Source organism: Leucobacter salsicius M1-8, assembly GCF_000350525.1.
GTDB lineage: Bacteria > Actinomycetota > Actinomycetes > Actinomycetales > Microbacteriaceae > Leucobacter > Leucobacter salsicius.
This window is the reverse complement of record NZ_AOCN01000003.1, coordinates 1-26,429: the sequence shown is the minus strand read 5'-3', so window position 1 is coordinate 26,429 and position 26,429 is coordinate 1. Positions and strand designations below refer to the sequence as shown.

Sequence of the window (26,429 nt, the reverse complement as noted above, 5' to 3'; positions counted from 1 at the left end):
TATGGCAGAGGTCTACGATTGCAGCGACACCACTCAGCTCCTATCTGCGATGCGCGCCGCGAGGCGCGCGATCGGTAGCGGGCAGCTGGCAGTGATCCCCACGGACACCGTTTACGGTGTCGCAGCCGACGCTTTCACGCCCGAGGCGGTGCAGCGCCTGCTCGACGCCAAGGGTCGTACGCGCCAGTCACCGCCCCCCGTGCTGATCCCCAACGTCGCGACGCTCGATGCCCTCGCGGCCGAGGTCACTACGCCGCTGCGCACCCTCGCCGAGACCTTTTGGCCCGGTGCGCTCACCATCGTGACGCGTGCCAACGCAGCCCTCAGCTGGGACCTCGGCGAGACGGGCGGCACGGTCGCGCTCCGCATCCCGAATCATCCCCTCGCCCTCGAGCTGCTGCAGGAAACCGGCCCGCTCGCCGTGTCCTCGGCGAACGCGACGGGCGAGCCTGCGGCGCGCACCGCCGAAGCCGCCGAAGCCATGCTCGGCGAGTCGATCACGGTCTATCTTGAGTACGGCGAGGCTCCGGATCACCCCTCGGCCTCGACCATTATTGACGCCACCGGGCTCACCGAGGAGGGTGGCACTCTTCGTATATTGCGTCAGGGGGGCGTGACTCGGGAGGCGCTGGCTGAAGCGCTCCCGCAGGTGACGATCGAGGACTGACGTGCTCTCGTACTTCATTGTCGTGGCGGTTGCGGCCGTGGTCACCGCGGTCGCCTCCTACGTCATGCTGCGCTTGAGCCGACGCTTTAACCTGGCCCCCGAAGTGCGTGCCCGCGACGTGCACGACACGCCCACCCCTCGGCTCGGCGGGGTCGCCATGTTCGTGGGACTGATCGCGGCCTTCATGACGGGTGCCCTGCTGCCCGAGTTTCGGCCGCTCTACACCGAGAGCACCGAGATGTGGGCGCTCGCCGGGGCCTGCGTGATCATTGCGGGCGTGGGCATTCTTGACGACCTGCTCGACCTCGACTGGATGATCAAGCTCGGCGCCCAGTTCGTGGCGACCGGACTGCTCGCCTGGAACGGATTGCAGATCGTATCGTTGCCGTTCGGTAACACGCTCGTCGTCGGCTCGGCAGTGCTGAACTTCGCGCTGACCGTCTTTCTGATGACTCTCGTGATGAACGCCATCAACTTTGTGGACGGCCTCGACGGGCTCGTCGCCGGCGTCGCCATCATCTCTAACTCCGTGTTCTTTATCTACACCTTCCTGCTGCACGACCGCATTGGGCAGATTGATGCGGTGACGCTCGCTGGCTTTATCGCGTGCATCGTGGTGGCGGTGTGCATCGGCTTTCTGCCCTATAACTGGCACCGCGCCAAGATGTTCATGGGGGATACCGGGGCATTGCTCGTGGGTCTGCTCATGGCCGCGAGCACGATGTCGGTCACGGGCAAACTCAATCCCGCAGCCCTCGACCAGAAACTGGTGATCGCGAGCTACATTCCGATCATCTTGCCGGTCGCGGTGTTCGCGCTCCCGCTCGCCGACTTCACGCTTGCGGTCGTGCGTCGGTTGCGCGCAGGCCAGAGCCCCTTTACTGCCGACCGGCAACATCTGCACCACCGCCTCCTCAATATGGGCCACTCGCCGGTGCAAGCGGTCGTGATCTTCTACCTCGGCACCGCGGTGGTGTCCGTAGCCGCGTTGCTCGTATTTACGATGCAGGACTACCTTGTACCGCTCCTGGTGCTGTTCGTGGGCGGCACCGTGTGTGTGCTCGTGCTCCTGTTTCCGCTCGCACGGGTGCGTACAGCTATCGCTACCCGAAGCTTGCTACCGTTGAGTTCACGTGTGCCCAACGAGAGGACCCCTGAGTGACCGAACAAGATCCGAGGCCAAACGCCGACGGACCTGCAGGCGACGCAACCGCTGACGCCGCCGACAGCATGATGCCGACTTCCCAGCCCCTATTGCTGCGCGCAGTGAAGTGGGGTGTCATCGTGTCAGTGCTGCTGGTGCTGGTCTTTGCCGGAATCGGTTGGCTGGTCTCGGGTATGACGGGTGTGGTGGGTGGCGCGATCGGAGCCGGCATCGCGGGCCTCTTCCTTACGCTCACGGCGGGAAGCATTGCGTTCGCAAACCGTTTCTCGTCGAGCCCGGCGTTTCTTCAGATCTTTTTCAGCATCGTTATGGGTGCGTGGCTGCTGAAGATCGTGGTCTTCTTCGCGGCAGCACTGCTACTGAAGGATCAGCCCTGGCTGAACTCGACCATGATGTTCATTGGCGTCATTGTTGGAGTGGTGGTCTCGCTTACCGCGAACGCCATCGTTTTCGCGCGCGGTCGCATTCCGATCGCAAACTATCCAGAGTAATCCTTGCGCGGCGAAAACCAAACATCTGGCGTCAAACTAATTTGACCGTTCGGTTTCGCTGACAGCGAGAGTATTGTTAGACTTACGTATGTCCCTGCCGGGCGTCACTTGACGTGCGCATAAAACGTGCTGGGGGCACGTCCATCGTTCGAAGCCGTGCGGCTTCATCCGCACCCCGAATACAGGAGAATGGCGCTGTTCCCTAACGCTATGCACCTCGTTGCCCCCGGACTTTTCGGTACCGAAACGGGTGGCTTTCACGGCCCCACTCTCGATGACTTTTTCCCTGCAGCGGTGCTCTTTGAGGGCACGCCGTTCGAGATGAACCGCATCATGATCATTCGTTTGATCATGGTGGCTCTCTTGCTGCTGCTGTTCTGGCTCGGTACTCGCAACCTCAAGGTTGTTCCGAACCGTGCGCAGGGTGTCCTTGAGTTCGCGCTCGATTTCGTTCGCAAGAACGTCATTGAAGAACAACTCGGCGCAAAGGAGGGGCGTCGTTTCGCTCCTCTGCTGATGACGATGTTCTTCTTGATCTTTGCGTTCAACTTCACCGCAGTGGTGCCCTTCTTCAACATCGCCGCATCGTCGGTTGTTGGCTTCCCCATCTTCATGGCGGTCGTCGCATACATCGCGTTCATTTACGCGGGTTTGAGGAAGCACCCCGGCAAGTTCCTGAAGAACTCACTCTTCCCGGCAGGCGTGCCGAAGGTCATGTACCTTCTCGTCACACCCGTCGAGTTCCTTTCCACCTTCGTTATGCGCCCGGTTACCCTTGCGCTGCGACTCCTGATGAACATGCTCGTGGGTCACATGATCCTTGTGCTGCTCTTTGCAGCCACGAACTTCTTCATCATGGAAGCCGGTGGAGCATTCCCGGCTCTCGGCGCTGGCACCTTCGTGTTCAGCCTCGCGTTCACGCTCTTCGAGCTGTTCGTTGCCGGTCTTCAGGCTTACGTCTTCACATTGCTTACCGCGCTTTACATCCAGCTCGCGCTGGCTGAAGAGCACTAAGAACCCCAACGGGCGTCGGCAACCGCCGCGCTCACATACGGAAGGAAACACATAACGTGTCTGTTCTCGCTGAAATCTCGGGCAACATTGCAACCGTGGGCTACGGCCTCGCAGCTATCGGCCCCGCCATCGGCGTTGCCATCGTTGTTGGCAAGACCATCGAAAGCACCGCTCGCCAGCCCGAGCTCGCCGGCAAGCTCCAGGGCATGATGTGGATCGGCATCGCCTTCACTGAGATGCTCGCGCTCATCGGTGTTGCCACCTACTTCATCTTCGTTTAAAGACCCTCTTTCCCTAGTCTCGAAAGGGAGGCACGATGAACCCCGCATCGCTGTTCGTTGCAGAGAGCTCGGCCCGTAACCCGCTGCTCCCCGCAACGTACGATATTGTCTGGTCCGCGGTAGCTTTCATCATCATCCTTGTCGCCTTCTGGAAGGTTTTCCTTCCGAAGGTTCAGGTCATGCTCGACGCCCGCGCAGAGGCGATCGAGGGCAACATCGCTAAGGCAGATGAGGCTCAGGCTAAGGCGGAGGCTGCTCTTCAGGAGTACACCGCCCAGCTCGCAAGCGCCCGCCAGGAAGCCGGAGAGATCCGCGACGCTGCACGTGCAGACGGCGCAAAGATTGTCTCGAAGGCCAAGGAAGATGCAACCGCTGAGCAGGCTCGCATTACGCAGACTGCCCAGGCGCAGATCGAGGCTGAGCGCCAGAGCGCTGTTGTCTCGCTCCGCAAGGACGTCGGCTCGCTCGCTATTGATCTCGCTTCGAGCGTCGTGGGCGAAAGCCTCAACGACGATCAGAAGGCGTCGGCACTCGTCGACCGTTTCCTTGCTGAACTCGAGGCATCCGAGAAGGCGGCCAAGTAATGGGTAGCGCGTCACGCGAAGCACTTGCGCAGGCCCGTTCCGCTCTGCGGGATGGCCTGGCCACGACCGTCGGTGTCGAGCTGCTCGAGGTTGCAGGCGTTATCGCCGGTAACCCCGCGCTCGCATCCGCGCTCGGAGATTCCTCCGCTGCGGCCGAGGCGAAGAACACCGTGGTTGCACGGCTCTTCGGCGCGCTCTCCGATGACGCGCGTGCGGTCCTCACCGCTGCGGTCGCTGGCCGCTGGTCAAGCTCAGAAGAGCTCGTTGCTGGTGTAGAGGAACTCGGCCTTCGGGCAGAGGGAATCGCTCAGCCCGGCCTTTCTGATGAGCTTCTCTCAGTAGCCGATCTGGTAGCACGCAATCACGAACTGCAGCTCACCCTCGGCAGCAAGCTGGTACCGGCCGAAGGTAAGGTGGCACTCCTCGAGCGCCTCCTCACCGACAAGGTCTCCGCCTCGGCAATCGCCGTCGTGAACCAGCTTGCGTCGTACCCCCGTGGTCAGCGCCTGGAGGCAGCCCTGCGTAACGCAGCGCGCACCTGCGCAGATCAGGTGGGGTTCGAGCTCGCCACCGTCACCGTTGCTGCCCCGCTCACCGCGGCGCAGCAGGCTCGACTCGCAAGCGTTCTTGAGCGCACTGCGGGTCGCACTGTGAAGGTCACCACCGTGATCGATCCCGCAGTCATCGGCGGAATCCGCGTCCAGATTGCAGACGACGTGATCGACGGCAGCATCCGTTCCCGGTTGGCCGACCTGCGTACGCAGCTCGCCGCTTAGGGCACAACTTTTCACCCCGGGGGCGGCGCTTCCGGATCAGACAGAGGAAACGAAATGGCAGAACTCTCAATCAGCCCGGACGAGATTCGTAGCGCGCTGAATGACTTTGCAGCGTCGTACGAGCCGGCCCAGGCAGATAAGACCGAGGTCGGAACGGTTATCGACGCCGCTGACGGCATCGCACACGTCGCGGGTCTCCCCGGCGTTATGGCCAACGAGCTCATCCGCTTCGCGGACGGCACGCTCGGCCTGGCTCAGAACCTCGATGAGGACGCCATCGGCGTCGTCGTGCTCGGTGAATTCACCGGCATCGAGGAGGGCCAGCAGGTCACCCGCACCGGAGAGGTTCTCTCCGTACCCGTAGGCGAGGGCTACCTCGGCCGCGTGGTAAACCCGCTGGGCGCGCCCATCGATGGTCTCGGCGAGATCACCGGTCTCGAGGGCCGTCGTGCGCTCGAGCTCCAGGCACCCGGCGTTATGCAGCGTAAGTCGGTTCACGAACCGCTGCAGACCGGTATCAAGGCAATCGACGCGATGATCCCCGTCGGCCGTGGTCAGCGTCAGCTGATCATTGGTGACCGCCAGACCGGCAAGACGGCTCTTGCGATCGATACGATCATCAACCAGAAGGCCAACTGGGCTTCGGGTGACAAGACCAAGCAGGTGCGTTGCATCTACGTCGCAATCGGCCAGAAGGGCTCGACCATTGCTTCGGTAAAGGGCGCGCTCGAGGAAGCCGGCGCGATGGAGTACACCACCATCGTGGCATCGCCTGCATCGGATCCCGCAGGCTTCAAGTACCTCGCCCCGTACACCGGCTCGGCCATTGGCCAGCACTGGATGTACGACGGCCGCCACGTACTCATCATTTTTGATGATCTCTCGAAGCAGGCTGAGGCCTACCGTGCTGTGTCGCTGCTGCTGCGCCGTCCGCCGGGCCGCGAGGCTTACCCGGGCGACGTCTTCTACTTGCACTCGCGCCTCCTGGAGCGTTGTGCAAAGCTGTCCGACGAGCTCGGCGCGGGTTCGATGACGGGCCTGCCCATCATCGAGACCAAGGCAAACGACGTCTCCGCGTACATCCCCACGAACGTGATCTCGATCACCGACGGCCAGATCTTCCTCCAGTCAGACCTCTTCAACGCTAACCAGCGCCCCGCGGTCGACGTAGGTATCTCGGTCTCGCGTGTGGGTGGCGACGCTCAGGTGAAGTCGATCAAGAAGGTTTCGGGCACGTTGAAGCTGGAGCTCGCTCAGTACCGCGCGCTCGAGGCATTCGCGATGTTCGCTTCGGATCTCGACGCATCCAGCCGCAAGCAGCTCGAGCGTGGCGCACGCCTCACCGAGCTCCTGAAGCAGGGCCAGTACTCGCCGTACCCCGTCGAGGACCAGACCGTTTCGATCTGGGCTGGCACCAAGGGCTACATGGATGAGGTTCCGGTTGAGGATATCCTCCGCTTTGAGCGCGAGTTCCTTGACTACCTCGGTCGCAACTCGCAGGCGCTCAACACGCTGCGCGAGACGAACGTCCTCGACGACGCTACCGTCGCCGAGCTCACGACTCAGATCGAGAAGTTCAAGAGCGAGTTCCGCACCCGTGCGGGACTGGCACTGAACGAGCAGTTCGGCTCGCTCGACGAGGCAGAGATCAAGCAGGAGCAGCTGGTCGTAAAGAAGTAGTGATGTGTCGCGGTGGGGGCGAGAGCCCCCACCGCACCACCACCACCAGCCAGCACCGACCAACCACAGGAGAGACATGGGAGCGCAACTTCGGGTCTACCGGCAGAAGATTAAGTCTGCCCAGACGACCAAGAAGATCACCCGTGCGATGGAGCTGATCGCAGCCTCTCGCATCCAGAAGGCCAAGGCTCGGGTCGAAGCATCCACGCCGTACGCCAACGCGATCACCCGCGCCGTTTCGGCCGTGGCGACGCACTCGAAAAACGACCACCCGCTGCTCATGGAGGCCGACAAGGTCACCCGCGCAGCGGTGGTGATCTTCACCTCTGACCGCGGTCTCGCGGGCGCCTTCAACTCGCAGGTGCTCCGGGAAGCAGAGCAACTCACTGAGCTGCTTCGCTCCGAGGGCAAGGAAGTTGTGTACTACCTGGTCGGCCGCAAGGCGCAGGGATACTTCTCCTTCCGCCAGCGCTCGGCCGAGCGGATCTGGATGGGCGACACCGAGAACCCCAGCTACGACACGGCGAAGGAAATTGCCGATGCCGTGCTCGAGGTCTTTGGTCGTTCGGCAGACGAGGGCGGTGCACAGGAAATCCACCTCGTGTTCAACCGTCTCGTCAGCATGGTGAGCCAGGTTCCCGAGGTACACCGCCTGCTGCCCCTCGAGGTAGTTGAAGGTGTGGCCGAGGCCACCTCAGAGCCCGAGCCGCTGTACGAGTTCGAACCCGAGGCAGATGCGGTGCTCGAGCAGCTGCTGCCGGCCTACATCGAGTCGCGCATTTTCAATGCGCTGCTCGCATCGGCCGCGGCTAAGCACGCAGCAACGCAGAAGGCGATGAAGTCGGCAAGTGATAACGCCGACACGCTGATTCGCGACTACACCCGCCTCGCGAACAACGCTCGCCAGGCCGAGATCACCCAGCAGATTTCCGAGATTGTGGGCGGCGCTGACGCGCTGTCCAACTAGTCGAAGTACGAAGAGAGAGAATCATGACCGAAACCGCCGTAGCGGCGAATGAGGCCAAGGTTGTCGGGCGGATCGCTCGAGTAACCGGCCCCGTTGTCGACATCGAGTTCCCGCACGACGCGATCCCTGGCGTGTACAACGCGCTTGAGACCCAGGTAACGCTCGGCGAGGGCGCAGAGCCGTTCACCCTCGTGCTCGAGGTTGCTCAGCACCTGGGCGACAGCCTCGTCCGCGCCATCGCACTGAAGCCCACGGACGGCCTCGTCCGTGGCCAGGAAGTCATCGACACGGGCTCGTCGATCACGGTTCCCGTGGGCGACATCACCAAGGGCAAGGTCTTCGACGTTGCCGGTAACGTGCTCAACCTCGCCGAGGGCGAGACGATCGAGGTCACCGAGCGTTGGGGTATCCACCGCACGCCTCCCGCCTTCGATCAGCTCGAGTCGAAGACTGAGCTCTTCGAGACCGGCATCAAGTCGATTGACCTTCTGACCCCCTACGTACAGGGCGGCAAGATTGGTCTCTTCGGTGGTGCAGGCGTCGGCAAGACCGTCCTCATCCAGGAGATGATCCAGCGTGTGGCTCAGGACCACGGTGGCGTCTCGGTGTTCGCCGGTGTCGGCGAGCGTACCCGTGAGGGCAACGACCTGATCCACGAAATGGATGAGGCTGGCGTCTTCGACAAGACCGCTCTCGTGTTCGGCCAGATGGATGAGCCCCCCGGGACGCGTCTGCGCGTTGCGCTGTCGGCTCTGACGATGGCTGAGTACTTCCGTGATGTTCAGAAGCAGGACGTGCTCCTCTTCATTGACAACATCTTCCGCTTCACGCAGGCAGGCTCCGAGGTTTCGACCCTTCTCGGTCGTATGCCTTCGGCCGTGGGCTACCAGCCCAACCTCGCGGACGAGATGGGTATCCTTCAGGAGCGCATCACCTCGACGCGTGGTCACTCGATCACCTCGCTGCAGGCGATCTACGTGCCCGCCGATGACTACACCGACCCGGCGCCGGCAACCACCTTCGCCCACCTCGATGCGACCACCGAGCTTTCGCGTGAAATCGCATCGAAGGGTCTGTACCCGGCTATCGATCCGCTGACCTCGTCGTCGCGCATCATGGATCCCCGCTACTTGGGTGACGATCACTACCGCGTGGCCACCACGGTCAAGCAGATCCTTCAGAAGAACAAGGAGCTGCAGGAGATCATCGCCATCCTCGGTGTCGATGAGCTCTCCGAGGACGACAAGATCACGGTATCGCGCGCGCGCCGTATCCAGCAGTTCCTCTCGCAGAACACCTACATGGCGAAGAAGTTCACCGGTGTTGAGGGTTCGACGGTTCCGCTCAAGGAGACCATCGAGTCGTTCGACGCTATCGCCAAGGGCGAGTTCGATCACGTCGCAGAGCAGGCATTCTTCAACGTCGGTGGTATCAACGACGTCGAAGAGAAGTGGGCTCAGATGCAGAAGGACCTGGCGTAAGTCATGGCCCTCAACGTGAATGTCGTCTCGGCCGACCGCGAGGTCTGGACGGGCTCTGCCTCCCAGGTCGTCGCTCGGACGGTCGAGGGCGAGATCGGCATCCTCAGCGGTCACCAGCCCATGCTCGCGCTGCTTGCGCAGGGCGAGGTGCGGGTCACCACTGCGAACGGCGAGAAGGTTGTCGTTGACGCCGAGGGGGGCTTCCTCTCGGTAGACCACGACGCCGTCACGATCGTCGCTGGCAAGGCCACGCTGGTCGCGTAGCTTTTCCTCTCTCGAAGGCCGGCCGTACACCCCGTGTGTGCGGCCGGTCTTTTTGCTTGACACCCTACCGAAAGGCCCCCATGCAGATCCTGCTGCCGCCCTCTGAAACCAAACGCGAAGGCGGGTTTGGGTCTCTCGATGATTCACTGCTGTTTGCGCAGGGCGAACTCGAAGCGGCTCGCGCGACGGTACGCGCGGCGCTCGAGGAGCTGTGCGCTCCAAACGCTGACGAAGATGCGGCCGTGAAGTCGCTCAAGCTCGGCGTGAAGAACCGTGGCGAGCTGCTGCGCAATCGAGATCTCGGGGAGAGCGGCGTCATGGCTGCCCTCGACCGCTATACGGGGGTGCTCTACGACGCGCTCGATTCGAGCACGCTCGGGCTCGACGGGCGTGTATGGGCCGGATCGCATGTGCAGATTCAGTCAGCCCTGTTCGGCCGTGTACGGGCACTTGACCCAATCCCGGCCTATCGGCTCTCGGCGAGCTCCAAGTTGCCCGCCCTGGGCGCTCCGCTGAAGCGGGTTTGGGGAGCGGCACACGCGGTGCTCCCGCCGTGCGGAACATTCACACTCGACCTCCGCTCCAAGGACTACGCCGCCCTCGCGCCGCTGCGGGACGGAGAAGGCTACGCGCTGCATGTGGCGCAGCGCGGTGCAGATGGCGAGACCCGAGCACTCAACCACTTCAACAAGGCCGCCAAGGGCGACCTCGTGCGCCGCCTCGCGCTCAGGGGGCGTGAAATTTTCTCCGTCGACGACCTGATCTCCTGGGCGCGCAGCGAGGGGCTAGAACTCGAGTTCCAGGGCGGCACTCTCACCCTGGTCACCGAAATTGGGGCCTCGGCACGGGTGTAATCATCGCTGCGATGTGAACGGAGCATAATGGGAGCGATAGGATGGACCGATGTCTAAAAGGTGGAAGCAGTGACGGAACGCGGAGAGAATGCTGCGCGGCGACGTTTGCGCTACCGAAACGACTGTGAGCTCGAGCTCGATCTGTCGTGGTTCGCGATGACCGACGTCGGGCTTCGTCGAGAGACGAACCAGGACAGCTATGTAGTTACTCCGCCCATTTTTGCCGTGGCAGACGGCATGGGGGGACACTCGGCAGGTGAGGTCGCTTCGGCCGCCGTCGTGCGCAGGCTGTCCGAGCTCGCGGGCGCGACTCGGGTGTCGGACGCCGACATCGATGCGGTGCTCGCCGACGCGGTCGAGGACATCGAACTCGACGCTGGCGATACCGAGCTGGGCACGGGAACGACCGTGACGGGTGTCTGCCTGAGCACGGAAGACGAGCCGACCTGGCGCGTCTTTAACATCGGCGACTCGCGGGTGTACCAGTACTTTAAGGGCGCCCTCAGCCAGATCACCGTGGACCACTCGGTGGTGCAGCACCTGATCGACACCGGTGCGATCACCCCCGAGGAAGCCGAGACCCACCCCCACGCCAACGTGATTACCCGCGCCGTGGGCTTTGGTGAGGCTCCGATTCCTGACTACACATCGCTCGCCCTGATCCCCGGCCAGCGGCTGCTGGTCTGCTCAGACGGACTCACCAAAGAGCTCACCGACGTGGGCATTCAGCACTTCCTCGCCACCTGCGAGTCGGCCGAAGAGGCAGCGCGCACACTCGTGCAGCAGGCACTCGAGAACTCGGGTCGGGACAACGTCACGGTCATCGTGATTGACGTGCACGCCGTGGGTGATGTGGTTGACACCGGCAGCGTCGAAGCCGCGGGTATCTCGCTCGAGGACTACTAGGTTTCATCCAGTCGCATCACAACGCCGCGAGCCGTAGCCGCGCATGCAAAAGGCCGCCCCACCGTGCAGGTGGGGCGGCCTTTTGCGATCCGGAACTTAGGCCGCGGTGAGCGCCTCGTCGAGCACGCTCAGCACGTCTGCAATCAGCTCATCGGTGATCTTGAGCGACGGCAGCAGGCGAATGGCCTGGTTGTAAACGCCGGTCGCAAGCAGCAGCACGCCCTGCTTCGCAGCGAAGTCGATGACGCGCGCGACCAGATCGGCGTCGGCCTCGGTGGTGCCGGGCTTCGTGAGCTCAAACGCGAGCATCGCGCCGCGACCGCGCACCTCAGCGATCGCTGGGTGCTTCGCCTGGAGTGCCTTGAGGCCCTCGGTGAAGCTGGTCTCGATGCGCTTGGCTTCGAGCAGCAGCGCGTCGCGCTCGATGCTCTCGAACACGGCGACGGCGGCCGCGCACGCGACGGGGTTGCCGCCGAAGGTGCCGCCCAGGCCACCGGGCTGCGACTTGTCCATGATCTCGGCGCGGCCGGTGATGCCAGCGAGGGGGAGACCGCCCGCGATGCCCTTTGCCGTGAGAATGATGTCGGGCTGAATGCCGAACTGCTCGAAGGAGAACATGGTGCCGCTGCGCGCGATGCCCGCCTGTACCTCGTCGGCGATGAAGACGATACCGTTCGCGCGGCACCAGTCCTGCAGCGCGGGCAGGTAGCCGTCGGCGGGAACGATGAAGCCGCCCTCACCCTGAATCGGCTCGAATACGAGGCACGCGAGATCCTCGGCGCCCGCGAACTTCTCGAGGAACGCGATCGTGCGTGCGGCTGCCTCGGCGCCCGAGAGGCCGTCGTGGAGCGGGTACGAGTTGGGGGCCTTGTAGATGTTGCCCGCGCGGGGGCCATACCCTGCGGCGTAGGGGGCCGCCTTGTGGTTCATGCTCGAGGTGAGCATGGTGCGGCCGTGGAACGCATTCTCGAGCACCGCGACGCCGGGGCGGCCCGTGTGCTTGCGCGCGATCTTGACGCCGTTCTCGACGGCCTCCGAGCCCGAGTTGACGAGCAGCGTCTTGTAACGCTCATCGCTCGACGCGTACTTCGCGAGGTACTCAGCGACCTCCACGTACTTCGCGTACGGGGTCATCGTGAAGAGGGTGTGCGTGACCTTGCCGAGCTGCTCGGTCGCAGCCGCGACGACCGACTCATCAGTGTGACCGATGGTCATGACACCGATGCCGCCGCAAACGTCAATGATGTGGTTGCCGTCGACGTCAACCACGATCGAGTCGTGGGCGCGGTCGATGTACACCGGCAGCACGCTGTGCACACCGGGGGGCACAACCTCTTGGCGGCGGGCGTGCAGCTCCTGCGAACGAGGCCCGGGGATCTCCGTGACGAGTCGGCGCTGTTGGGGGATGCTGGTTTTCGTAGCGGTGGCTTCACTCATGCCCTCCAGCTTACTCCCGCAGTATTCGGATTCGCCGCGTAGGGCACCGTGCGGCGGTAGCCGGTTTAGAGTGGGGCTATGGACGGACGACACGAGTACGCGATTACGGTCGAGTGGGTGGGCAACCGCGGCACCGGCACGAGCGGCTATCGGGAGTACGGACGTGAACAGCTGATCCACGGTGCACACAAACCGCCGCTGGCCGGTTCCGCGGATCCCACCTTTCGCGGCAACCGAGATCGTTGGAACCCGGAGGAGATGCTGCTCAGTGCCCTCGCACAGTGCCACATGCTCTCCTACCTGCACGTTGCCGTGCGGGATGGCGTCGTCGTCACCGATTACGTCGACGACGCGACCGGTGTGCTGCTGCAGCGGGGCATGGGCGGGGCCTTTGAAAGCGTCACCCTGCGGCCTCGCGTCACGGTGGCCAGCGCCGACATGGTCGAGGCGGCCCGCGCGGCTCACAGCGACGCCCAAAAGTTCTGCTTCATCGCAAACTCCGTGAACTTCCCAGTGCACCACGACCCCGTGATCCTGGTGGCGGAGCGCGGCGCGTAATACTCGATGTAACACGGGACAAGTGCTCGGGCGCCACCAGATAGAATGGGGGCCATGCCCAATCCCTCCTCGTTCTTCCTGACGACGCCCATCTTCTATGTGAACGACGCGCCCCACATCGGGCACGCCTACACCGAGGTTGCGGCCGACGTGCTCGCGCGGTGGCACCGGCAGGCGGGTGACGACACCTGGTTCCTCACCGGCACTGACGAGCACGGCCAGAAGATCCTGCGCACCGCCACCGCAAACGGCGTGCACCCGCAGGAGTGGGCCGACCGCCTGGTCGAGTCCGCCTGGAAGCCGCTGCTTGACACGATCAACATCTCGAACGACGATTTCATTCGTACGACCGAGAAGCGCCACGAAGAGGGCGTCGCCAAGTTCCTGCAGAAGCTGTACGACGACGGTCACGTCTACGCTGGCGAGTTTGAGGCGCTGTACTGCGTCGGCTGCGAGGAGTTCAAGCCCAAGAGTGAGATCGTCGACGGCGAGGGCGCCTTCGTCGGTGAGAAGGTCTGCGCGATCCACTCGAAGCCGCTCGAGCTGCTGCAGGAGAAGAACTACTTCTTCAAGATGAGCGCGTTCCAGGATCGCCTGCTCGCGCTCTACGAGGAGCGCCCCGATTTCGTGCAGCCTGCGAGCGCGCGCAACGAGGTTATTGCCTTCGTACAGCAGGGGCTCGAGGATCTGTCGATCTCGCGCACCTCCTTCGACTGGGGCATCCCGATCCCGTGGGACGACGCGCACGTCACCTATGTCTGGTTCGACGCGCTGCTCAACTACGTCACCGCGATCGGCTACGGCCAGGACGACGCCGAGTTTGACCGCCGCTGGCCGGCAAGCCACCTCGTGGGCAAGGACATTCTGCGCTTCCACGCCGTGATTTGGCCCGCGATGCTGATGGCCGCGGGGCTCGAGGTACCGGATCACGTGTTCGCGCACGGCTGGCTGCTCGTCGGTGGCGAGAAGATGTCGAAGTCGAAGCTCACGGGCATCGCGCCCAGCGAGGTCACCGACACGTTCGGCTCCGACGCATTCCGCTACTACTTCATGCGCGCGATCTCCTTCGGCCACGACGGCTCGTTCAGCTGGGAGGATCTCGCCGCGCGCTACCAGGCCGAGCTTGCCAACGGCTTCGGTAACCTCGCGAGCCGCGTGCTCGCGATGAACGCCAAGTACTTTGAAGGTCGTGTACCCGCCGCCGGCACCGAGACCGCCGCAGACGCCGAGATTCGCGAGCTCGCGGCCAGCGTCGCGGTGCGTGCCGACGAGAAGATCGAGACGTTTGCGATTCACGAGGCGATCGCCGCTATCTGGGAGCTGGTGGATGCCCTGAACGGCTACATCACCGAGCAGGCGCCGTGGGCGCTCGCCAAGGATCCGGCGAACGACGAGCGACTCCAGACGGTCCTCAACACCGCCACCGAGGGGCTGCGCGTGCTTGCCGAGCTGCTCGAGCCCGTCGTTCCCCAGGCAACCGCCAAGCTGTGGAGCGCACTCGGTGCCGAGGAAGCGCTCGGTGCACTCGAGGGCCAGCCGATCAGGGAAGCAGGCCGTTGGGGCCGTCTCCCCGCAGGCACCCAGCAGCACCCGCTTGCCGTGCTCTTCCCGCGCATCGAGACGGAGGAGAAGGGCAAGTGAGCGGCGCCGAGCGGCCCGAGGCGCCGGCCGGGGGCCTGCGCAAGCGGGCCGTCGGGGAGCGAGACCCCCGCGATCTCGAGCGGCCGGGCTTGCCCGAGCCGCTGCCGATCGCGGTCTACGACAACCACACCCACCTCGAAATTGAGGATGGGATCGACACGCTCGATCCGCTCGAGTCGCTCGATCTCGCAGAGCGATCGGGTGTGCGTGGCGTCGTGCAGGTCGGCACCGACCTGGCCACGAGCCGGTGGAGTGCCCAGCTCGCGGCGAGCGACCCGCGTGTGCTTGCCGCGGTCGCGTTGCACCCCAACGAGGCTCCCAAGCTGTTCGCCCAGGGCAAGCTGAGTGCCCACCTGTCCGAGATTTCACGGCTCGCAGCCGAACCGCGCGTGCGCGCCGTCGGTGAGACCGGGCTCGACTTCTTTCGCACCGGCGAGGATGGTCGCGACGCCCAGATCGAGGCGTTTGAAACGCACATCGACATCGCGAAAGCCAACGGCATCGCGCTGCAGATCCACGATCGGGATGCCCACGACGAGGTCGTAGAGATTCTCTCGCGCGTCGGCGCGCCTGAACGCACCGTGTTTCACTGCTTCTCGGGCGACGTGCGCCTCGCGCGCATTTGTAACGAGCACGGATGGTACATGTCGTTCTCTGGCACATCAACGTTCAAGAACGCCGTGCCGCTGCGGGAGGCCCTGCAGATTGCGCGCCCCGAGCTGGTGCTCGTCGAGACGGATGCGCCATTTCTCACCCCCGAACCGCTGCGCGGTCGGCCCAACGCGCCGTACATCATGCCCCACACCGTGCGGCGCATGGCCGCGACGCTCGAGGAGCCCCTTGACGACGTCTGTAGGCGGCTCGTGGCGAACACCGAGCGCGTGTACGGATCCTGGGCGGACGAGGCGGCGCCGGACACGAGCAACGCGCGTGCGAGCCGCGACGCCCGCGACACTCACGAAGGAGTAACCGCATGAGCACAGAACGCCCGACCCTATTGGGACCGGTCGAGGTTCGCGAGCTCGCTGAGCGGCTCGGGGTCTCACCGACGAAGAAGCTCGGCCAGAACTTTGTGATTGACCCGAACACGGTGCGCAAGATTGTGCGCCTCGCCGGGGTCGTCGAAGGTGATCGCGTCATCGAGGTCGGCCCCGGTCTCGGATCGCTCACCCTCGGCATCACCGAGGCGGGCGCCGACGTTACCGCGGTGGAGATCGACCACCGCCTCGCGGCGGAGCTGCCCGCCACCGCGCGCTCCATGCAGCCCGAGATCTTTGCGGACGAGGCGGCACCGCGCCTGCGCGTGGTGCGAAGCGACGCGCTCGACATCACGGCGGAGCAGATCGCAGAGCTCCCCGCACCGCCCGAGGTGCTGGTGGCAAACCTGCCCTACAACGTGTCGGTGCCGATCCTGATGCACTTCCTTGAGCTGATGCCCTCGCTGCGTGCGGGGCTCGTCATGGTGCAGGCCGAGGTGGGCTACCGCATCGCCGCCGTGCCGGGCTCGAAAGAGTACGGTTCTCCGAGCGCTAAGGCCGCCTGGTACGGCCCCTGGCGGATCGCCGGCACGGTGAGCCGCCGCATCTTTTGGCCGGTGCCCGGGGTGGACTCGGTGCTCGTCGGCTACGAAAAGCTCGATACGCCGCGCGGCACGGAGGAAGAACGGGTCGCCACGTTTGCGCTCGTGAACGCCGCGTTCGCGCAGCGCCGCAAGATGCTGCGCCAGGCACTGCAGCCCGTACTCGGCTCCCTCGATCAGGCGGTCGCCGTCATGGAGGCCGCGGGCATCGATCCGACCGCCCGCGCCGAGCAGCTCAAGATCGACGACTATCTCGCGATCGCGCGCGCTGCGGCCCAGACAGGCGCGTGAAGACACGTGTGTCATTCGAGCCTGTCAGAGTGCGCTAGCGTGGAGTCATGGTAGACGTTCGAAGAAGATCTGTCACGGTAAGGGCGCCCGGCAAGATCAATGTGTACTTCCGCGTGGGCGCTTTGCAGCACGACGGATATCACGACGTGGCTTCGCTCTACCAGGCGGTGTCGCTGTGTGAGGAAGTCACGGCGGAACACAGCGATGACTTCTCGGTACGCTTCACCGGCCCGATCGACACGAGCGAGCTGGCGACCGACGGCTCGAACTTGGCGATCCGCGCAGCGCGCGCACTCGCCGAGCACACTGGATACGCCGGCGGAGTCTCGCTCACGGTGCTCAAGCGCGTACCCATCGCAGGTGGCATGGGCGGCGGCTCGGCCGACGCCGCCGCCACCCTCGTCGCGTGCGACGAGCTGTGGGGCACCGGCCTTGGCCGTTCAGGGCTGCTGCCGCTCGCCGCGACGCTCGGGGCCGACGTGCCGTTTGCGCTTGAGGGCGGCACGGCCGTGGGCACGGGCCGGGGCGACGAGCTCAGCCCGGCGCTCGCGAAGGGCGCCTTTCACTGGGTGCTCGCGCTCTCTGACGCGGGGCTCAGCACACCCGAGGTGTACGACGCCCTCGACCTGCACCGCGACCGCCATGCGCAGGATCTCGGCCCGCAGCCCGACCTCGTAAAGGTGGACACTGCCGTGTTGCAGGCGGTGCGCGTGGGCGATGCCGACTCCCTCGCAGACGCCATGCACAATGACCTGCAGACCGCGGCGATCAAGCTCGCGCCCGATCTGATGGAGCTGCTCGAGCTCGGGGAGTCGCGCGGCGCACTCGCCGGGATCGTCTCCGGATCAGGCCCCACCGTGGCCTTCCTGGCACAGGACGCGCAGGCGGCCTCTGAGCTGCGCGGCGTGCTGACCCGAGCCGGGGTGCGCGCGCTCACGGTGACCGGACCCGTGCACGGCGCTCGCATCATCGAGGGGTAAAGATGCCCCGGCGCACGGGAAACGGGCCGCGCGTGGGGGAGTAAGGCCCCCCCCAGCCCCCTCTCAAGACGCTGCCCGCGGAATACCGCCTCGCACCGGGCATGCCGAGCCGTTACAGCGGAGGGGAAGCCGAGTGTCTGCACGAGTTTGAGGGCGTGCCGCTAGAGCAAGCCAGGTGCACGATTCCCGCAATCGAACGTGCCGCGGCCGATGACGGAATCGAGCTTTCCTTCGAGAGCCTGCAGCTGGTGAACACGACACCGGGCCACCGCGTGGTTCAGTACGCCCAGGCGCAGGGGGGGGCGGAGAAGCACTGATCGATCAGCTGTTCGCGGCATACTTCGTCGAGCATCGGGACCCAAAAACAGCCGGTGACGCGCGGGAATAAAAGTGCCGTGGCCCGCGCTGCATTCACCGTGACGAAAACAATGCGCGTAGAAATCTGGTCCGACATCGCCTGCCCGTGGTGCTACATCGGCAAGCACCGCTTCGAAGCGGGTGTGGCTGCCTTTCGCTCCACCCACCCCGACGTTGAATTCGAGGTGACGAGCCACAGCTTTGAGCTGGCGCCCGACACCCCGGTCGACTACGCGGGCAGCGAGGTCGACTTCCTCGTGAAGCACAAGGGCATGCCGGCCGACCAGGTGAAGCAGATGCTCGCCCAGATGACCGAACTGGGCGCGGGCGAGGGGCTCACCTTCAACTTTGACGACGTGAAGCATGCCAACACCCGGCGTGCGCATCGCATGCTCCACCTGGCGCTTGAGCGCGGCGTGCAGCCCGCGGTGCAGGAACGCCTGTTCGAGGCGTACTTCGCCCAGGGCGCCGACATGTCAGACGCCGAAACGCTCGCGAACCTTGGGGCTGAGGCCGGGCTGGACGCCGACGAGGTGCGGGCCGTACTCGAGGACGACGCCTACGGCGAAAAGGTAGACGCCGACATCACGCGTGCGCAGATGCTCGGAGTCACGGGCGTCCCATTCTTCCTGCTCGAGGGCAAGTACGGCATCTCGGGCGCTCAGAGCGCGGATGCGTTCGAGGGCGCCTTTGGTCAGGTGCTCGACCTCGAAGCGCAAGCAGCGCAGTAGCCTGTAACCAACCGCGCCCGGCATTATGCCGGGCGCTCAAGCAAGGAGTATTCATGGACGACAAGACCACAGCCCCGGCCGCACTCAACACCGATGCCGGGATGGAGAGCGCAGCAGCGTTCGCCGATGCCGAGACACGCGAGATCCTGAACCTCCTCGGCGGCAACGACTCAGCCGAGGACGCAGGCGGCTGCTGCGGCGGAGGCTGCTGCAGCGTCTAGGTCGCAGCGGCGGAGCTGCCCGGTCAGAGGTTTGCGTGAGCGCCAAAGAGCCCCGAACCGTACTTGACGAGTAGCTCGTACGCCTCACCGAATGTCTGTGGTGGGTGCGCCTTCTCCTCGGCCGTTCCGTACTTCGTAATGATCAACCCGATGAGCCCGTTGGCAGGCGGGCTCATCGGGCGATCCGGATGCTTGTCGGTGGGATGCTCGCCAGCCTCGGGATTCGGCGGCACATAGGCGGGCGAGGTTTGCGGCCAGTCCGAGACGTGCAGCGGCACCTTCCGGTTAAAGGCGCTCGCGAGCGACGTCGCCTTGTCATCGCGTCGGGTGAGCGGATGCAACCCAAAGCGTTCAGACAGGGTTGCCGCGAGTGCTCCGTGATGCATCTCGTGCTGAAACACGCTGCCGCGTTCCACATGCGCCGAGATCAGGATCGACGGGACCCGGCACCCCAGCCGATCAAACGTGAATCCCATTTCGCCGGCACCCAAGTCGTCGAGTGGTATTGCCGCGGGGGGCGTCACATGATCGTAGGTGCCACCGTGCTCGTCGAAGGTGATGAGCAGCGCGGTGTTCAGATAGTTTGATCCGGTGCGCGACATGCCGCCCCGCACCGCAGAATAGATCTCGTGGATGAGGGCCTCGCCCGCGCGCGCGTCTGACACCGCGCCGTTCCAAATCTCGGTGGATCCGACGTCGCCCTCGCGGGGAAGCCCCACCGGCGGGTGAAAATCGTTGTGGTTGAAGATCATGCGGGGCTCGATGAACGCGTACTCGGGCAGCGTACCGTCGGCCACGTCCTTGTGGAACTGCTCCATCGAGGCGAATCGTTCGGTCTTCCAATACTTTTCGAGCACGGGGGCGTGGAGCACACCCGTGAACGAGATGAGCTGTAACTTGTCGAAATAGACGCGCCAGCTCAGCCCCGCCTCCTCGAGACGATTGAACACGGTGGGAGTAGGGGGCGGCCGAGAGCCATTTGTCGTAGCCGCCGCCGTGCCGGTTCGTGACGAAGCCGTGAGAGGTGTTCGCGTGAAAGAAGCTTCGGTTGCAGAACGTCTGGCTAGGCACGGCGCAGTGCCAGCGGTCAAAGACGCCAAACTCGCGGGCGAGTGTCGTTACTACGGGGAGCATCCCCGGCGTAAACGAACCCATGATCTGGTCGCGCTCGGCCGTGTCTGGAGCACGCCCCTTGAGGTGAGTGAACTCGCCCTCGTAGTCGAGCACGAAACCGTCCATCGTTGCCTTCGCCCCGGGCTTGGGGGTGTTGTAGGGCGGCGACATCTCGCCTACGTCCTTGGCCCGATTGGCTTCGTCGACCTGACCGAACAATTGAGTATTGACGTGCGGATACTCTTCACCCGGGTCGGGGTTGGGCTGGGCCATGATCTGGTCGGTCGGGCCCGAGTAGGGGTGTGCATGCACCACGGTGCCGTCGCTGGCAGTGTTGCTGTGCTTCCCAAACGCGAGGCCGTCGAACTTCTTGCCCGGGGGCGGATTCTCGGGGGTTTAGGCGTAACCGAGCATGTTGTCGAAGGAACGGTTCTCGCCCATGACTACGACGAGATGATCAAACCCGGGTGTCTTGCGCGGCTGCGGGATCGCAAACTCTTTAGGAATGTACACCTTTCCAGCCTGCTCCGCGCTCCGTGTCAGCGCGACGCCCCCGGCCCCCGCAACACCACCAACGGCGAGCCCCGCGGCGATCAAGCCGCCGGTCTTGAGGAGGCCGCGACGGCTGGGCTGCTGCGGCGAAGGTGCCTCACCGGCGGAGTTGAGATCATCCTCAGTCATGCCATCACTCTGCCATACCGGTGGCGCATCAGTTTCAACTGATCAACGAAAGTTTTGATGTCACTGTGGCAGATCCTGGCAGTTGGGAGTTGGTGCGTCGCCCGCCCAACGGTCGAGCGTCCACTGCACGATCTGCGGGGTAAGCGGAGAATCTGCCGCAACGAGTGAGTTGTGATCGAGACCCGGGTAAGTTCGATAGTCGATCTGCTCGCCGGCGTTACACCGGCCCTCGACCCAGTCGTGCTGCATGTTGGGCTTCACGAGCGGGTCGGCCAGGCCCTGCGCGACCAGCACGGGCGAGGGGAAGGGGCCCTTTGGTTCCTGCTCCTTGAGCTTCTCGCCGAAGTCGCCCTCGAGGAGGCGGTCGGGGAAGATCTGGTTGGGTACCTGCGTGCCGTACAGGATCGCGGAGAGTACGTCGGAGCCGTTGAAACAGAGATTCTGGATCTTGCGCACCCCGCCCGCTGAGCCCGGAGTGAGGTGCCTCCTGAGCTCGAGTTCGGGGTAGATCGTGTTCCACGTCGCCGCAATGTACGCCGACACGGTCTTGCCGGGTGCGCTGTTCTTGTCGGCGTTGGCGAGCCCGTAGAGGTCGGCCGCCGGCGCGAATGCCGCGATGCCCTCGACTTCGAGTTCGGGAGCATAGTCCCGCGCAATCTGCCCGGTCCACAGCGCGCCCTGCCCGCCCTGCGAGTGCCCCCACACGACCGTGCGGGTGGTGACGTCGATGCCGGTGCCAGAGGCCTCACCGAACTGCTGTGCCGCCCGTGACGCATCGAGCACGTTGCGGGCCTCGGCGTCACCGATGAGATACGGGTGCGTGCCCGCGGTGCCGAGCCCGATGTAGTCGGCGGTGACGGCCGCCCAACCGTGCTTCGTGACGATCTCCTCGAGCGCGGTGCCCGCGCCGTCCGCGAAGGGGGTCGCGCTGAGCGACGGGGCACACTTCGCGGCCACCCCAGTGGTGCCGTGCGACACCGAGAGCAGGGGGAGCGGGTTCGCGCCACGCTTCTGGGGCACGACGATCGTGCCGCTCGAGATCGCGGGGGAGCCGTCGGGATGGGTCGTCGTGAAGAGGATCTTCCAGGCCTCGGCGCCCTCGGGCACGCCCGTGGTGAGGGGCTCCGTGCGAACCAGTTGACCGGGCTGCGACGGGAGCCGCTCGGGTGCCGCATAGAACGCGTCGGGCTCGGGGAGCGGGGATCCGCCCAAAATAAAGGCGCTGCCCGCCGCCGCGGCCGCCGCGAGCAGCAGCGCGAGCGCGGCCGCGATTGTGCGTGTCCAGCGCCGGATCGGTCCGGACGACGCCTTCGCGGGCGTGCCGGGAACCCTGCGCAGCACCACCGACAACAGGATCTGCAGCCCCAGGAAGGCGAGCCAGCCTCCGACCGCGAATCGAAATACGCTGAGGGTGAGTACCGGCCACGAGAACGTGACGGCGCCGACAAGAAGCGTCGCAACGGCCGCGAGGAGCCCCGCAACGCGCAGGTCTGCGCCGCTCCGTAGCGCCTCAACCGCCGACACCGCACCGTGCACGAGCAACGCGGCACCCACCAGAAAGGCGAGCCACGGAGCCCCCGCGTTGGGCCACAGCACCATGACGGCGCCGAGCGCGACGAGGAGCCCGCCCGCCCACCGGCCGAGGGCGGTCGACGTGGGACGATCCGGAGCGCGCAGCAGGGTCACGACACCCGCAACGACGATGCCGAGCCCAGTCACGAGCGCCACCCGATGCACCGTGAGCGGCGCGAAAATGAGGAGCGCCGCGAGCGCGAGCGCGCTGGCGCCCGTGAGCAGACGTGCCGGGGGTGCCAGACGTGCAGTGGCACTCAAGACTCGGTGCTTCAGCGAGCTCGTGGTGATGGGCATGTTCAACCTCGTCGTAGGGGCTGCCCGCGTGACAGCAATGGGATCAGCCTAGCGATGCAGCAGGTTCATATCTGGGTGAACTACGCTAGAACTCTTATGGCACATCTCTTGGGGGCCGAAGCCCTCCACCTCGAAGTCCCTACGAAGACCGTGTTCGACTCGGTGACGCTTGGCGTCTCTGAGGGCGACCGCATTGGCATCGTCGGACGCAACGGCGACGGCAAGTCCAGCCTGCTCATGATGATGGCGGGGCGTCGCGAGCCCGACAGCGGGCAGGTGACGATGCGCGGCGGCACCACGATTGGGGTGCTCGACCAGGCTGACGTGTTCGAGCCTGGCGAGACCGTTGGTAACGCGATCGTCGGCGACCGCCCCGAATACGAGTGGGCTGGTGACTGGAAGACGCGCGAAATCATCGACGGCCTCGTGTCGGATCTTGGCTGGGACGCTCCCATCGAGGGGCTCTCGGGCGGTCAGCGCCGCCGCGTCGCGCTCGCACGCGTGCTCGTGGGTGACCATGACATGGTGTTCCTTGACGAGCCCACCAACCACCTCGACGTCGAAGGCATCGCCTGGCTCGCTGAGCACCTGAAGCGCCGCTGGCCTGCGGGCCAGGGTGCACTGCTCGTCGTGACGCACGACCGTTGGTTCCTCGACGAAGTCTGCACCATGACCTGGGAGGTGCACGACCGCATCGTCGAGTCCTTCGAGGGTGGCTACGCAGCCTACATTCTGCAGCGCGTCGAGCGCGACCGTCAGAACGCCACCATTGAGCAGAAGCGTCAGAACCTGGCGAAGAAGGAGCTGGCGTGGCTGCGTCGCGGCGCGCCCGCTCGCACGGCGAAGCCGAAGTTCCGCATCGATGCCGCCAACGAGCTCATCGCCGATGTGCCCGAGATTCGCGACAAGGTGAAGCTGCAGTCCATGGCGGTGAACCGGCTGGGCAAGGAAGTTGTCAACCTCATCGACGTCGGTGTCTCTTATGGCGATCGCGAGATCATCAAGGACGTCGAGTGGCGGCTTGCCCCCGGCGAGCGCACCGGCATCCTCGGCGTCAACGGCGCCGGCAAGTCGACGCTGCTCGGGCTCATCTCGGGCACGGTCCAGCCGACATCGGGCACCGTGAAGCGCGGCACGACTGTGCAGGTCGCGACGCTCACGCAGCGCCTCGACGAGCTCAAGGACCACCAGAATGACCCCGTGCGCGTCGTGGTGAGCCGCTTGCGCGCGAACTTCACGGTGGGATCCGGATCAAAGTCGCAGGAAATCACGCCCGGGCAGTTGCTCGAGCAGATGGGCTTCACGAGCGCCCAGCTGTCGACCCCCGTGAAGGATCTGTCGGGCGGGCAGAAGCGTCGCCTGCAGCTGCTCATGATCCTGATGGAACAGCCCAACGTGCTGATCCTCGATGAGCCAACGAACGACCTCGACACCGACATGCTCGCGGCGATGGAGGACCTGCTCGATTCGTGGCCCGGCACGCTGCTCGTCGTGTCGCACGACCGGTACTTCCTGGAGCGCGTCACGGATCAGCAGTACGCGATTCTGGATCACAAGCTGCGGCACCTTCCCGGTGGCGTCGACCAGTACCTGGAGCTGCGCGCGGCCGAGGACGCGGCGGCTGAAGCTGGGGCAGGCCCGGCGGCAGCGGCGAAGCCCGCTGCGAAAGCCGAGCCCAAGCTCTCGGGCGCGGAGCGTCGCAACGCTGAGAAGGAGCGGTCGGCCGCGGAACGCAAGATCGCGAAGCTGCAGCAGCAGGCTGCGACGACCCGTGACGGGCTCGCGAACCTCGACCAGAGCAAATTCGAGCAGCTGAACGCCGAGATGGCAAAGATTGCCTCGCTCGAGGCTGAAGCTGAGGCACTCGAGCTGCGTTGGTTGGAGCTCTCAGAACTGCTCGGGTAGTTTCCCCTCCTCTCAAGAATTAGTGCCGGCGCTCTGTGAGCGTCGGCACTTTTTTGTGCGGTCTCGGTGTGCCCCGTGCCGAAGTCTGGCGTAAAAGTAGACGGGCGTAGCCGTACTGAATGTGGATAGGATGAAAGCAAGAGTTCCTTCATGCTCGGATCTGGTCACTCAGTGAGAATCCATATCGCTACCGATTTACTACGTCGTTGACCGGAGCCATTTACTATGAGATACGCAGGCGCTGCCCCGAAAACCACTTGTGTGTTCTATGCCAGAAGGACTCCGTGCGCCAATGGCGTGAGTCCGACGATACCGGGGCTGACCAGTCGTTTGAAACTGGCTTCGACGCTGAAGCAGCAGTAACTCATTGAGCCGGCGAGGGTTGTGCTGCGCTCGGATGGATCCAGTCGGATTGCCGGCGTTCATCTGGGCCTGGTGCACATGCCGTCCCTGGCTCACTTTTAGGCCGAAGGAGATGGCCGAACATCGATCGAGAAACCGCTCTCGCAACGTCGCAAGAAGGAATCTGTATGTTGAGGAACATCGTTGAATAACGCCGTGAAAGTACTGCTCCGGGACCTTTGATTTGGCCTGGTTAAAGTTCGGGTCTGCTGAAGGACGGTCCTATAGATGTCAAGCCGCGATTAGGTCGTTCCTGAGATCGTTGAACACCTCACGTGCGATGAACCGCTTCAAACACCTCAGTACGTCTTTCTTGGAGAGTCCCTCAGCGAGCCTGCGCTGCATATAGTCGACCGTTCGGGCGTCATATCGGAGCCTTACCACTGCGATCATATGCAGCGCACGGTTTGCTTTCCGGTCCCCGCCTCGGTGGAGCCGCATCCGATGGCTCTTGCCAGAAGACACTGGCACTGGGGCGGTCCCGCACAGCCTCGCAAATGCTGCTTCGCTGCGGAACCGTTCAACGTTCTCGCCCACGGTGATAAGCAGCTGGGCCGCATGAATGGCCCCAATCCCGACTCGGGATACGAGCGTTGGTGCAGTAGCGTGCACCAGTGTGGTGAGTGAGCGTTCGAGTTCGGTGATCTCTGCGTCAAGATCAGCGATACGCGCCGCGAGGGTGCGCAACGCGAGCTTCACAGCTTGAACGGGATCGTTGAGGCGTGCGCGGTCGATACGGAACTTTCGGCAGTGACGTGCTGCAGCCAGGCCGCCAGAGGGCACGTTTTCTCGAAGGTTCGCTGGCGCGGTAACGAGGATGTCCTGTAGTTGCACGATCGCTGCGGTACGAGCTTTCACCGCGGAATCACGCGTGAGCGTGAGGAACCGAATCGACTCGATGACGCTATCGGTTCGTTTCGGTATAGCGCTCGCGACACCAGCAAGCACTTTTCGAGCGGCAGCCTCAGCGTCGATAGCGTCGTCCTTTCCCACTCTGGCTTTTGTGTGTGCGTGCGGGGTGTTCACTTCTCGCACCTCGACCTGGTGATCGATGAGGAATCTTGCGAGGCCAGCAGCGTAGGAGCCGGTGGATTCCACCCCAAACGCCTGAATAGTGCCGTGGTCGTGAGCCCAGGAGAGCATGTCGGCATAGCCGTGAGTATTTGCAGGGAATTCTTGGTCTGCAATTCGGTTTCCAGTGTCGGTGATGATCACCGCGTGGTGGGTGTTCTTGTGCGCATCAACCCCGATGATGACTTCTGGTTGACGCGCGAGGGAGCTGGTGGTCATGATGGTGGTGTCTCCATTCACTTCGTTGTGTTGGATGACCAAACCGGGCCGGGCGGACACAACAGTGACGGGGCACTCTGAGCAGGGTCCTATGAAGTCACATCCCCGCCTGGTCTGGCCTCTCCCTTGCGGGAGTAGTGGCGTTGGGGCGGCGACGCGTCCTTCACGGGACACCATCGAAGATGAGTCAGTTTGATTGCCGGTCAGCCGTTCCCAGCGCCACTACCTCTATCTTCACTGTTTG

General features: G+C 64.3%; 26 protein-coding genes and 1 pseudogene. 21 read left to right on the top strand and 6 right to left on the bottom strand.

The genetic code is table 11. From position 1 onward, the window contains the following. Position 1 precedes the first annotated feature (1 nt). The 13 genes from C795_RS0100430 (at position 2) to C795_RS0100370 (ending at position 11,130) form a co-directional block, all read left to right on the top strand. Positions 2 to 667, top strand: a complete 666-nt coding sequence (locus tag C795_RS0100430) for an L-threonylcarbamoyladenylate synthase (protein ID WP_017791786.1) — start codon at positions 2 to 4, stop codon at positions 665 to 667. 1 nt (position 668) lies between these two features. Continuing rightward, positions 669 to 1,829 carry an MraY family glycosyltransferase gene (locus C795_RS0100425; RefSeq protein ID WP_017791785.1) on the top strand — a complete coding sequence of 387 codons (1,161 nt, stop codon included), beginning with the start codon at positions 669 to 671 and terminating at the stop codon, positions 1,827 to 1,829. Next, positions 1,826 to 2,323 carry a hypothetical protein gene (locus C795_RS0100420; RefSeq protein ID WP_017791784.1) on the top strand — a complete coding sequence of 166 codons (498 nt, stop codon included), beginning with the start codon at positions 1,826 to 1,828 and terminating at the stop codon, positions 2,321 to 2,323. Before C795_RS0100425 ends, C795_RS0100420 begins: the two co-directional genes overlap by 4 nt. A gap of 210 nt (positions 2,324 to 2,533) precedes the next feature. Next, positions 2,534 to 3,337 (top strand): F0F1 ATP synthase subunit A, encoded by an 804-nt coding sequence (gene atpB / locus C795_RS0100415; RefSeq protein ID WP_017791783.1) that lies wholly within the window; start codon positions 2,534 to 2,536, stop codon positions 3,335 to 3,337. A 56-nt stretch (positions 3,338 to 3,393) separates the two neighbouring features. Then, positions 3,394 to 3,618 (top strand): ATP synthase F0 subunit C, encoded by a 225-nt coding sequence (atpE, locus tag C795_RS0100410; RefSeq protein WP_017791782.1) that lies wholly within the window; start codon positions 3,394 to 3,396, stop codon positions 3,616 to 3,618. A gap of 35 nt (positions 3,619 to 3,653) precedes the next feature. Then, the gene (locus C795_RS0100405; RefSeq protein WP_017791781.1) at positions 3,654 to 4,202 is read left to right on the top strand and encodes a F0F1 ATP synthase subunit B; all 549 of its coding nucleotides are present in this window, start codon (positions 3,654 to 3,656) and stop codon (positions 4,200 to 4,202) included. Further along, positions 4,202 to 4,978 (top strand): F0F1 ATP synthase subunit delta, encoded by a 777-nt coding sequence (locus C795_RS0100400; protein ID WP_017791780.1) that lies wholly within the window; start codon positions 4,202 to 4,204, stop codon positions 4,976 to 4,978. Before C795_RS0100405 ends, C795_RS0100400 begins: the two co-directional genes overlap by 1 nt. Positions 4,979 to 5,032: 54 nt before the next feature. After that, positions 5,033 to 6,658 (top strand): F0F1 ATP synthase subunit alpha, encoded by a 1,626-nt coding sequence (atpA, locus tag C795_RS0100395; RefSeq protein WP_017791779.1) that lies wholly within the window; start codon positions 5,033 to 5,035, stop codon positions 6,656 to 6,658. Between the two features lie 76 nt (positions 6,659 to 6,734). Then, complete coding sequence (locus C795_RS0100390) at positions 6,735 to 7,625, top strand: F0F1 ATP synthase subunit gamma (RefSeq protein WP_017791778.1); 891 nt, start codon at positions 6,735 to 6,737, stop codon at positions 7,623 to 7,625. Between the two features lie 23 nt (positions 7,626 to 7,648). Beyond that, entirely contained in the window at positions 7,649 to 9,106 is a 1,458-nt protein-coding gene (gene atpD / locus C795_RS0100385) for a F0F1 ATP synthase subunit beta (RefSeq protein ID WP_017791777.1), read from the top strand. A gap of 3 nt (positions 9,107 to 9,109) precedes the next feature. Next, positions 9,110 to 9,370 (top strand): F0F1 ATP synthase subunit epsilon, encoded by a 261-nt coding sequence (locus tag C795_RS0100380; RefSeq protein ID WP_017791776.1) that lies wholly within the window; start codon positions 9,110 to 9,112, stop codon positions 9,368 to 9,370. A 56-nt stretch (positions 9,371 to 9,426) separates the two neighbouring features. Then, positions 9,427 to 10,224, top strand: coding sequence for a YaaA family protein (locus C795_RS0100375; protein ID WP_332248440.1), 798 nt, complete (start codon positions 9,427 to 9,429; stop codon positions 10,222 to 10,224). Positions 10,225 to 10,293: 69 nt separating this feature from the next. Continuing rightward, positions 10,294 to 11,130, top strand: coding sequence for a PP2C family protein-serine/threonine phosphatase (locus C795_RS0100370; protein ID WP_017791774.1), 837 nt, complete (start codon positions 10,294 to 10,296; stop codon positions 11,128 to 11,130). Positions 11,131 to 11,226: 96 nt separating this feature from the next. Here the strand turns inward: C795_RS0100370 and C795_RS0100365 are convergent, their stop codons facing one another. Then, positions 11,227 to 12,567: an aminotransferase class III-fold pyridoxal phosphate-dependent enzyme gene (locus C795_RS0100365; protein WP_017791773.1), complete on the bottom strand. Its 1,341-nt coding sequence runs from the start codon at positions 12,565 to 12,567 to the stop codon at positions 11,227 to 11,229. Positions 12,568 to 12,645: 78 nt separating this feature from the next. On the opposite strand from C795_RS0100365, the gene C795_RS0100360 reads away from it, so the two are divergent. From C795_RS0100360 to C795_RS17070, 7 genes are all read left to right on the top strand, one after another. Then, the gene (locus tag C795_RS0100360) at positions 12,646 to 13,125 is read left to right on the top strand and encodes an OsmC family protein (protein ID WP_017791772.1); all 480 of its coding nucleotides are present in this window, start codon (positions 12,646 to 12,648) and stop codon (positions 13,123 to 13,125) included. A 54-nt stretch (positions 13,126 to 13,179) separates the two neighbouring features. Next, positions 13,180 to 14,766, top strand: a complete 1,587-nt coding sequence (gene metG / locus C795_RS0100355) for a methionine--tRNA ligase (RefSeq protein ID WP_017791771.1) — start codon at positions 13,180 to 13,182, stop codon at positions 14,764 to 14,766. Further along, positions 14,763 to 15,743, top strand: coding sequence for a TatD family hydrolase (locus C795_RS0100350; protein WP_017791770.1), 981 nt, complete (start codon positions 14,763 to 14,765; stop codon positions 15,741 to 15,743). The genes metG and C795_RS0100350 overlap by 4 nt, the downstream gene beginning before the upstream one ends. Then, positions 15,740 to 16,636: a 16S rRNA (adenine(1518)-N(6)/adenine(1519)-N(6))-dimethyltransferase RsmA gene (gene rsmA, locus C795_RS0100345; RefSeq protein WP_017791769.1), complete on the top strand. Its 897-nt coding sequence runs from the start codon at positions 15,740 to 15,742 to the stop codon at positions 16,634 to 16,636. Before C795_RS0100350 ends, rsmA begins: the two co-directional genes overlap by 4 nt. A 47-nt stretch (positions 16,637 to 16,683) precedes the next feature. Next, complete coding sequence (locus C795_RS0100340; protein ID WP_026139329.1) at positions 16,684 to 17,616, top strand: 4-(cytidine 5'-diphospho)-2-C-methyl-D-erythritol kinase; 933 nt, start codon at positions 16,684 to 16,686, stop codon at positions 17,614 to 17,616. Between the two features lie 395 nt (positions 17,617 to 18,011). Further along, entirely contained in the window at positions 18,012 to 18,704 is a 693-nt protein-coding gene (locus tag C795_RS0100330) for a DsbA family oxidoreductase (protein WP_017791766.1), read from the top strand. Between the two features lie 53 nt (positions 18,705 to 18,757). Beyond that, on the top strand, positions 18,758 to 18,925 hold the full coding sequence (locus tag C795_RS17070) for a hypothetical protein (protein ID WP_017791765.1): 168 nt from the start codon (positions 18,758 to 18,760) through the stop codon (positions 18,923 to 18,925). 23 nt (positions 18,926 to 18,948) lie between these two features. Here C795_RS17070 and C795_RS16220 read toward each other — a convergent pair whose 3' ends face one another. The 4 genes and pseudogenes from C795_RS16220 to C795_RS0100315 all read right to left on the bottom strand — a co-directional run bounded on the left by C795_RS16220 (position 18,949) and on the right by C795_RS0100315 (position 22,588). After that, a complete protein-coding gene (locus C795_RS16220; protein ID WP_017791764.1) occupies positions 18,949 to 19,875 on the bottom strand; it encodes an alkaline phosphatase family protein in 927 nt (308 codons plus the stop codon). 124 nt (positions 19,876 to 19,999) lie between these two features. Further along, positions 20,000 to 20,311 (bottom strand): annotated as a pseudogene (locus C795_RS17645) (alkaline phosphatase family protein); the annotation flags it as partial. 123 nt (positions 20,312 to 20,434) lie between these two features. Further along, the gene (locus C795_RS17455) at positions 20,435 to 20,719 is read right to left on the bottom strand and encodes a hypothetical protein (RefSeq protein WP_017791763.1); all 285 of its coding nucleotides are present in this window, start codon (positions 20,717 to 20,719) and stop codon (positions 20,435 to 20,437) included. A gap of 60 nt (positions 20,720 to 20,779) precedes the next feature. Beyond that, on the bottom strand, positions 20,780 to 22,588 hold the full coding sequence (locus C795_RS0100315; protein WP_017791762.1) for a lipase family protein: 1,809 nt from the start codon (positions 22,586 to 22,588) through the stop codon (positions 20,780 to 20,782). Between the two features lie 96 nt (positions 22,589 to 22,684). Between C795_RS0100315 and C795_RS0100310 the strand changes: the two genes are divergently transcribed. Beyond that, positions 22,685 to 24,493: an ABC-F family ATP-binding cassette domain-containing protein gene (locus C795_RS0100310; RefSeq protein ID WP_017791761.1), complete on the top strand. Its 1,809-nt coding sequence runs from the start codon at positions 22,685 to 22,687 to the stop codon at positions 24,491 to 24,493. A 633-nt stretch (positions 24,494 to 25,126) separates the two neighbouring features. On the opposite strand, the gene C795_RS0100305 is transcribed toward C795_RS0100310, so the two are convergent. After that, positions 25,127 to 26,185 (bottom strand): IS110 family RNA-guided transposase, encoded by a 1,059-nt coding sequence (locus C795_RS0100305; RefSeq protein ID WP_017791760.1) that lies wholly within the window; start codon positions 26,183 to 26,185, stop codon positions 25,127 to 25,129. Positions 26,186 to 26,429 lie beyond the last annotated feature (244 nt).

Bases quoted from the DNA above. Each gene is read 5' to 3' on its own strand.
- C795_RS0100400 (WP_017791780.1), top strand. From the start codon at position 4,202: ATGGGTAGCGCGTCACGCGAAGCACTTGCGCAGGCCCGTTCCGCTCTG.
- atpD (WP_017791777.1), top strand. From the start codon at position 7,649: ATGACCGAAACCGCCGTAGCGGCGAATGAGGCCAAGGTTGTCGGGCGG.
- C795_RS0100430 (WP_017791786.1), top strand. From the start codon at position 2: ATGGCAGAGGTCTACGATTGCAGCGACACCACTCAGCTCCTATCTGCG.
- C795_RS0100305 (WP_017791760.1), bottom strand. From the start codon at position 26,185: ATGACCACCAGCTCCCTCGCGCGTCAACCAGAAGTCATCATCGGGGTT.
- C795_RS0100360 (WP_017791772.1), top strand. From the start codon at position 12,646: ATGGACGGACGACACGAGTACGCGATTACGGTCGAGTGGGTGGGCAAC.
- metG (WP_017791771.1), top strand. From the start codon at position 13,180: ATGCCCAATCCCTCCTCGTTCTTCCTGACGACGCCCATCTTCTATGTG.
- C795_RS0100390 (WP_017791778.1), top strand. From the start codon at position 6,735: ATGGGAGCGCAACTTCGGGTCTACCGGCAGAAGATTAAGTCTGCCCAG.
- C795_RS17070 (WP_017791765.1), top strand. From the start codon at position 18,758: ATGGACGACAAGACCACAGCCCCGGCCGCACTCAACACCGATGCCGGG.
- C795_RS17455 (WP_017791763.1), bottom strand. From the start codon at position 20,719: ATGACTGAGGATGATCTCAACTCCGCCGGTGAGGCACCTTCGCCGCAG.
- C795_RS0100365 (WP_017791773.1), bottom strand. From the start codon at position 12,567: ATGAGTGAAGCCACCGCTACGAAAACCAGCATCCCCCAACAGCGCCGA.
- C795_RS0100310 (WP_017791761.1), top strand. From the start codon at position 22,685: ATGGCACATCTCTTGGGGGCCGAAGCCCTCCACCTCGAAGTCCCTACG.
- C795_RS0100315 (WP_017791762.1), bottom strand. From the start codon at position 22,588: ATGCCCATCACCACGAGCTCGCTGAAGCACCGAGTCTTGAGTGCCACT.
- rsmA (WP_017791769.1), top strand. From the start codon at position 15,740: ATGAGCACAGAACGCCCGACCCTATTGGGACCGGTCGAGGTTCGCGAG.
- atpB (WP_017791783.1), top strand. From the start codon at position 2,534: ATGCACCTCGTTGCCCCCGGACTTTTCGGTACCGAAACGGGTGGCTTT.
- C795_RS0100340 (WP_026139329.1), top strand. From the start codon at position 16,684: ATGGTAGACGTTCGAAGAAGATCTGTCACGGTAAGGGCGCCCGGCAAG.
- C795_RS0100380 (WP_017791776.1), top strand. From the start codon at position 9,110: ATGGCCCTCAACGTGAATGTCGTCTCGGCCGACCGCGAGGTCTGGACG.
- C795_RS0100405 (WP_017791781.1), top strand. From the start codon at position 3,654: ATGAACCCCGCATCGCTGTTCGTTGCAGAGAGCTCGGCCCGTAACCCG.
- atpA (WP_017791779.1), top strand. From the start codon at position 5,033: ATGGCAGAACTCTCAATCAGCCCGGACGAGATTCGTAGCGCGCTGAAT.